The following is a 6,367-nucleotide window of genomic DNA, read 5'->3' as shown; positions in this document are numbered from 1 at the left end:
GTGGCCGCCTTCGTTCGGATTGGGTGGCCGCTTTCGATCGGAATCGCTGGCCGCCTTCCGTCGGAATCGGTGGCCGCTTTGCCTCGGATTCCGCACCTCTACCGCAATAGCCGCCTGCTCGACGGGAGTTAGGCTTCCGATAGCCAATGGCAACTGACGGCGAAATTCGTCTCGCAAAGTGGTCATTCCTTAGGTCCAGCGTACATTGTAGGCACGAGCCGAAATGTCCGTAAACAACAGGACAAGTCAGAGGTGAGGCATGTAACGATCGATGATGATGTGGGTGAGCTGTTCACCTCGTTTGGTCAACAGACCAAGGTCTTTCGCCGCGATGGGCGCAAAGTCTGTCGGGTACTGACGCACTTCGTCGCGACTTACCAGATCGGCCGGACGGTGGGGCAACCGGTGATCTTGTTGGCCGAGGTAGACCATTCCGAACCCGTCTAATTCACCCGTTTCTACGTGGCGATGAAGCCGGGAATAGACGTGGTCTTGTGATTTGCGATGCACAGCTTCAAAGGACTTTGCGACGCGGCTAGCCCACCAGAATGGATGGTCTCCTCCATCTAGCTGGCCTGGGCCCGCGTTGAGGCTGATGATGTGTGTCACGGGATAAGTGTCAGTGATGTCGCCATCGCGACCAGGCTCCAGTACGGCCACACCCAGATTATCAAACACTCCGCCATCAGTTAGGACAACGGTTTGGCTTTGTGTGCGTCCAGCTTTGGTGAACTCGAACGTTTCAATCAACGGCGGGAGAATGATCGGGAAGGCGGCAGACGCCGCCACGGCCTTCGCGACGGTCGGGGTTGCTCCGGCAATCTGGCCATATCGCCAACCTCCTGACCTTTGTGAGCCGAATCGGAACGCCGTGCCTGTCTTCAAGTCACAGGCATTTATGACAACATGCAGTCCTGGGCGCGCAACGTCGCGGACGGTCTTCGATCCAAAAAGCCTAGTCAAAGCCAATTCGAACGCCGTGGTGAGACTGCCCCAAACGGGCAGGGATTGCCGAAACGTTGTCAGGCTATGCTCGAGCCGTCTCGTCGTAATCCCCGTGAAGATTCGCAGCAACGCAAGGAGTGACGATAGGCACCACAGCGCGAGGGTTGGCAGTCCACTTATGACCAACGTTAGGAGGATTTTCGTAAGTTGAGAGCTTAGCAGCATCTCCTTCACGATCATCCGCTGAATGCCTCTTTGGAGTAGCTCGACCAGCTTCTTGTCGAATGTTGTGAAATCATCCGAACTGTAAGCGTAACACGCACCGATTACGCTGCCCCCGGAGACGGTGGAGACCACTCTCACTTTGTCGAGGAGGCCCCGGTCATGAAGTGCGCGCAAACATCCCAAATGGAACGCCATCGCTCGCGCTCCACCGCCGGACATGGCGAGTCCGATGAACGGCCGCTTCTGTAGCGGACTAAGGTCGGTAGTCGGCGCGCTCAAAAACGGTCCCCGATATGAGGGGCCGCGATGAGTCGGCCCCGATGATTATCATCAGAAAGCGCTTGGCTTGGAATTCGTCCCCTGTAAGGAGGTTTACCATCGCGCTATAATCCGTATGGCTGGGAAGTGGTATTCCCCCCGGATGCGTGTGCCACATTCCGACAAAGGCGACGGATTTCCTGGTTCTTTTAATCTTTTCCGCGTTCATTTCAGAAACCCCCGCCGTTCCACAAATAAACGCGGCGGCAGACTGTGTGCTGTCAGGGGGCGGGCCACTGATCTCATCAACCCAGATAATTTTCAGGAATTCATCGGTATGGCCAAACAGAATGCCACCGGTCTCGACGCGCCGACCATTAACCCGCTCTGATCTGCGCATCCACGAACGCATTCCGGAAAGAGCTGCTTGACTTACGCGGACTTGGTAATCGTTACGACCGTCGGGAAGAATGACGTCGCTTGGCCAGTCGAACTCGAACTCACGGAGACCGCCTGCGCGTTGCCCTGTCAGATCAAAGGACCGAGCGCGCGAAACGGCAGGCGATGGATCTGCCAACCATCGACTCGCGACGTTTGTCATCTGAGCGGTGAGCGCCATGACGTCGGTAGCCGAGCCGCGGAAGGTGGGACTCGAGCATCCAGGTTCTGGCTGAAACAAACGCGTTCGGTCGGGGCTTATAGGCCAGAACTCGTCAAGGACCTGCTTTCCTTTGGCAAGATTGGACAAGGCGATCTTTGCTCGGCGATCAATATCGAGCGTGATGCCGGGAGCGCCATGAACTCCCATCGTCATCAATGCCTGGTCGGCTTTGTGCCCAAGAGCCATGGAGATAATCGGTGGGTGGGATTTGGGCCAATCCCGGAATTGCCTCTCTAGAGAGGTCGCGACCATTGTCGAAGCTGTCGCGTTTATGATGACGTCCGCAGCCAGGATGTCTGCCAGACTCTCGGGGATTTCAAGCAATCTGATGACATCGGCGCTCGATTGTAGGGCCTCAACTGACGGATTCGCAAAGCGAACGTTTTCGGCCGTTGCTTTCGCTTTGTTGACGCCGATCTGATATCGGTCAAACAACTGCCTGACCAATAAGCCTGGCTTGACTGAATCTTTGTCATATAGCTGCAGTTTGGCGACGCCAGCGCGAGCAAGGAGCATGGCGACCGCGCTTCCGATAGCTCCGCAACCAAACAGAACGGCGTGACGGCCAGCCCACCATGCTGATGCGCTTTCGGCGTCCCTTCTGGTGACAATCTCGGGTCGGTCCTCAAAGACGCTGCACCAATCGATCTTGGCCGTTTCGGCCCAAATGTAGAACTCGGCTACATCAATCGGGTTATCGTCCGTAGAAGCCCTGATAGCTTCGCGCATCTGATCCACGCGCTTCGCGTCGATTTGCCAGCAGGCTAGATGCTGTAGGCGTTCCCCGCCCGCGATGCCTCGCATGGCAGCGCCCAGAACGAAGATGAGCGGCTTGCCGCTGTCACCCCTAAGCACGCCGAGTTGTATCATCAACCGAATGATCTCGATGGGAACATCACGAGCTTTGAGCTCCTTCAGAAGCCCCGAGAGTGTGTCGGGATATTCGTGCGGCATCCCTGTCGGCAATAGCACGACAGCAGCCAACCGGCCTTCGGGTAGAGTGCCAGAGTGTTCGATCCATTGGCCGAGTTCGATACGGTTCTCATTCTCACGCGTGATCTTGGCATACCCAGCCCAAAACGTCGGATCAGGCACGGGAGCATTTTGCGTGGGGACTACCTTCAGCGCGCTGACTGTATAGGTGACGGGCGGGTGCAGCGGCATCCCGGCCGGGTCTAACTCATTCGCTGCGGCGGCTCGAAGCCAGTCATCGACGCGCTGCATGAAACCGAAGAGACCATCTTCCGGTTGCCATTCACTATCGGTCGCTTGATAGAGGCAAATATAGCTGCCCCATTGTACATGCGAAAAGTCGCGATAACGCGTATGCGCAAAGTGCAAGCGCGGTAACTCTAAGGGGAAATTGGCTGGTAGCTTAAGAAGCAACCGCTCCCGCGCCTTAAGTGGAATGCCGCCTTGTTTTCGCGGATACCCTAAGCAGTCCACCGATAGGGAGATAGAAACCGCTTCGCCTTGGGCGGTCGGCTCGACGATCTCGATGACCTCAAGTAATCCAGAGGAGGCTTGAACAATGTCGGCTAATTGCTCGAGCGCCCAAGCCTGCCCGTCAGATTTCATTCGTGACCGAAACCAACTTTGGCGGTTGGAGGTGCTGCGTGCCCGCGGGCTCCGGCCACGGCGGCTGCCAACGTTTCGCGCGCGCTATCAGATACCTCGCAATCGTCATCGTCGAGAAAGACACCGTTTTCATTCACGGTGAAGATGATCGGCCGCAAGTTTTCGGGCGTGCTATATTCGCCGGTACATAAGAAGGCTGTGTTGACGATCTCCTCATAGCGGTTTCTTGCCTTAACATGGGGCGGATTGTCGCCAGGGGAGTTTGACGCCGGGAATTCCGGCGAGCTAGCGACGATGTAACCAATCTTGAGCTGGGGCGCCTGGAGTTCGTCCATTGCGTCCTGCTGAAGTGCTTCGTCTTCGTACATAACCTTCTTCGAGCAGTGATGCGGAGCAAGCAGCACGTTCCAGTTCAGCATGGCATCATTGTCATGGTCGTGAGTCTGCTGGAAGATCTGCATCAGGGTCGGGTAGGAGACGTCTCCCAAGAAGAGGCCGTACATCGGGTGATCTTGAGAGCCAATAATCACGCGCATTGCCACGCTGGTCTCGTTGCGGGCGTCAGCTTCACCTTCCTTAAACGGCGCATGGATGAAGGCATGGAAACGGTCGCTGACAGCTGCGCCATCGAGTGTCGTGATCTCAGACCCTGGGCGAGTGTGAAACTGCTCAGGAAGATTGTGGTACTTCTCGCCAGGCTCGAACAGTGAGCTATAACCGATAACTCTTACGCGATTTCCGGCCCCGGGATCGCCGCCCACCTTAATGGTTTTTGCCGCACGGCGATGAGCTTCCTTGCGAAAAGCCTCTGCATCGTCACACAGGACTTTTTCGTCCTCGTACTCCCGGAAGATGTGGGGGCTATGCCATAGGTCCCCGATCACAACTCTCTTGAGTAGATCGGCGAAGCCGCGGCAGTGATCCTGGTCCGGATGCGTAAGCACGAAGCAAGACAAGTAAGGCTTCCCGTCGCGCTGGGGGAGCTGTGCCACGAGTTCATCAACTAACGGGATGTGCTCGTTGTCGTCGTCGTCAGCCATGATCTTATCATTCAGGTCGATCTGGAGCACCTCGGTCTTGCTGATGACAATCGTCGTGCTGTCGCCGCACCCGACAGGCCAAAAAATGAAAGAAGGTCCTTTCACGTCTGCAAACATCGCGTCTCCTCGGCCGAGCTGGCACTACAATTAGATTTTCAGGCAATCCAGCAGCGCGAAAAGGGCTACGTCTCTCACGGGACGGTCGGCTGCGGCTACCCAAAAAATATAAATCGATTCGTGGATGCAAGCCACGCGAGTGGCGCGGAAAGTGGCAGATATCCAATGATGAATCTAGTGCGGGCGGCCGGACTCGAACCGGCACAGGCCTTGCGGCCCCACGGATTCTCGTACCACTTCGGCTTTCGCCGCCGCCGATCCGGCGTTCGTGGTCTGGACTATCCCTTCACCCTGGCGTTGAACCCTTTTTTGCTCGCTACCGATAGCGCGCGGACCGAGACGCTGACCTGGACAGGCCGCGGCGATCAGCCGGCAAGATGGCATAAAGAATTCGCCTCGTCGCCGGCATCAAGATGCCTTCCCACGTTATCACTAACAGAGCGCAACGCCCTAAGTCCAAGCTTCGATTGGAAGAACTGCACAGTTTCGCACCAGAAACGAACTCGACAAACCACACCAATGAGACCAAAATCAACCGGAAAGGCAGTAAAATCAACGAAGCTATTCGTTATTTTGCCGCTCGTAACGGCCTGGTTGCTGGTTCGAGTCCTGCCGCACATATGGGGAAATCGCCCGCACTAGATTTTTGATTGGTCCTCTTCGCCCTGCGGTTCTGAAGGCGCCGTTACTTCGTACGGTTGAACGCCGCGTGATAGCTCGCCACTAGGCGTACTTCTTTTCTGCTCAGCCTGCCAAGGTGTTCTTGTCAACCGCAACTGCGGCTGCCCAGCTGCAGTCATAATGAGCGCCCAACAACTTCATTGTGACAACAGCGACAAGAACGCAGATGATCTGCAACAACGTTCTGGTCGAGAACACTCTATTGAAGCGCGTCATGATGCCGCCTTCTAGCGCTGGTGACCGAGCCGGATTCCAAGCTTGAGCGCCTTTTGGCGAAGTGAGCCTTCGGAGCGCTTTGTGAGCTTCGCAATTTTCGCAACCGGAGTCTTCGCTTTCGAATGAGCGCGCAGCTCCTTCACGTCAGCCTTCGAGTATTCTCGACGCACAGGTTTCTTCTTCGTAGCTGTCTTCTTTGCCTTCTTCGCCACTCTTAGCTCCTCGATTCGAGAGTGGGCGTACTAGCACAGCTACATTGAGGCGCAACTCTCCATCAGTTGACCCCTATCCGCTGGTCCCATGCGTGAACTCGCTCAGATGTCAGTTTTGCCAGCGATTTGATGCCGGAGAGATTCGGTATGTGCCCGAAGTTCAAGCACGCATTAATGCGCTGCTGGCGGCGGGTATGACCACCGGTGCTGCCAAATTCATCCGCGACGAGCGCGGCATCCAGACGTTTGGAAAGGTCCCGGGCCGGGCGCTGGCGCGGCTTCACGCCGACCTTCGTCTTTTCTTTGCACACGGGGCCAAGTGAGCACGGGCACGGCGTGCTGCGAGCTTGCCAACAGCGCATCCGGTCTGTCCGATTTGCACGCTACAGAGCACAGGAGTTATGCGCCTCCGATCCGCGGCGCGACGCACCTCT

General features: G+C 56.5%; 5 protein-coding genes. All 5 read right to left on the bottom strand.

Annotated features, from left to right (window positions below; translation table 11 throughout):
* Window positions 1–246: 246 nt before the first annotated feature.
* The 5 genes from ABIB91_RS05885 to ABIB91_RS05865 all read right to left on the bottom strand — a co-directional run bounded on the left by ABIB91_RS05885 (window position 247) and on the right by ABIB91_RS05865 (window position 6,217).
* On the bottom strand, window positions 247–1,389 hold the full coding sequence (locus ABIB91_RS05885) for a patatin-like phospholipase family protein (RefSeq protein WP_354128640.1): 1,143 nt from the start codon (window positions 1,387–1,389) through the stop codon (window positions 247–249).
* Window positions 1,390–1,423: 34 nt separating this feature from the next.
* Window positions 1,424–3,667: an anti-phage 6A-MBL system cap2_3 protein gene (gene cap2-3, locus ABIB91_RS05880; protein WP_354159324.1), complete on the bottom strand. Its 2,244-nt coding sequence runs from the start codon at window positions 3,665–3,667 to the stop codon at window positions 1,424–1,426.
* Window positions 3,664–4,824: an anti-phage 6A-MBL system MBL-fold protein gene (mblB, locus tag ABIB91_RS05875; protein ID WP_354159326.1), complete on the bottom strand. Its 1,161-nt coding sequence runs from the start codon at window positions 4,822–4,824 to the stop codon at window positions 3,664–3,666. The genes cap2-3 and mblB overlap by 4 nt, the downstream gene beginning before the upstream one ends.
* Window positions 4,825–5,732: 908 nt before the next feature.
* Window positions 5,733–5,933, bottom strand: coding sequence for a hypothetical protein (locus ABIB91_RS05870; RefSeq protein WP_354159328.1), 201 nt, complete (start codon window positions 5,931–5,933; stop codon window positions 5,733–5,735).
* A gap of 62 nt (window positions 5,934–5,995) precedes the next feature.
* Window positions 5,996–6,217, bottom strand: coding sequence for a hypothetical protein (locus tag ABIB91_RS05865; RefSeq protein ID WP_354159330.1), 222 nt, complete (start codon window positions 6,215–6,217; stop codon window positions 5,996–5,998).
* Window positions 6,218–6,367: the final 150 nt, after the last annotated feature.

Source organism: Bradyrhizobium sp. JR4.3 (assembly GCF_040547695.1).
Classification (GTDB): Bacteria; Pseudomonadota; Alphaproteobacteria; order Rhizobiales; family Xanthobacteraceae; genus Bradyrhizobium; species Bradyrhizobium canariense.
The sequence above is the reverse complement of the archived record's forward strand: the minus strand, read 5'-3'. Positions and strand labels throughout refer to the sequence as shown.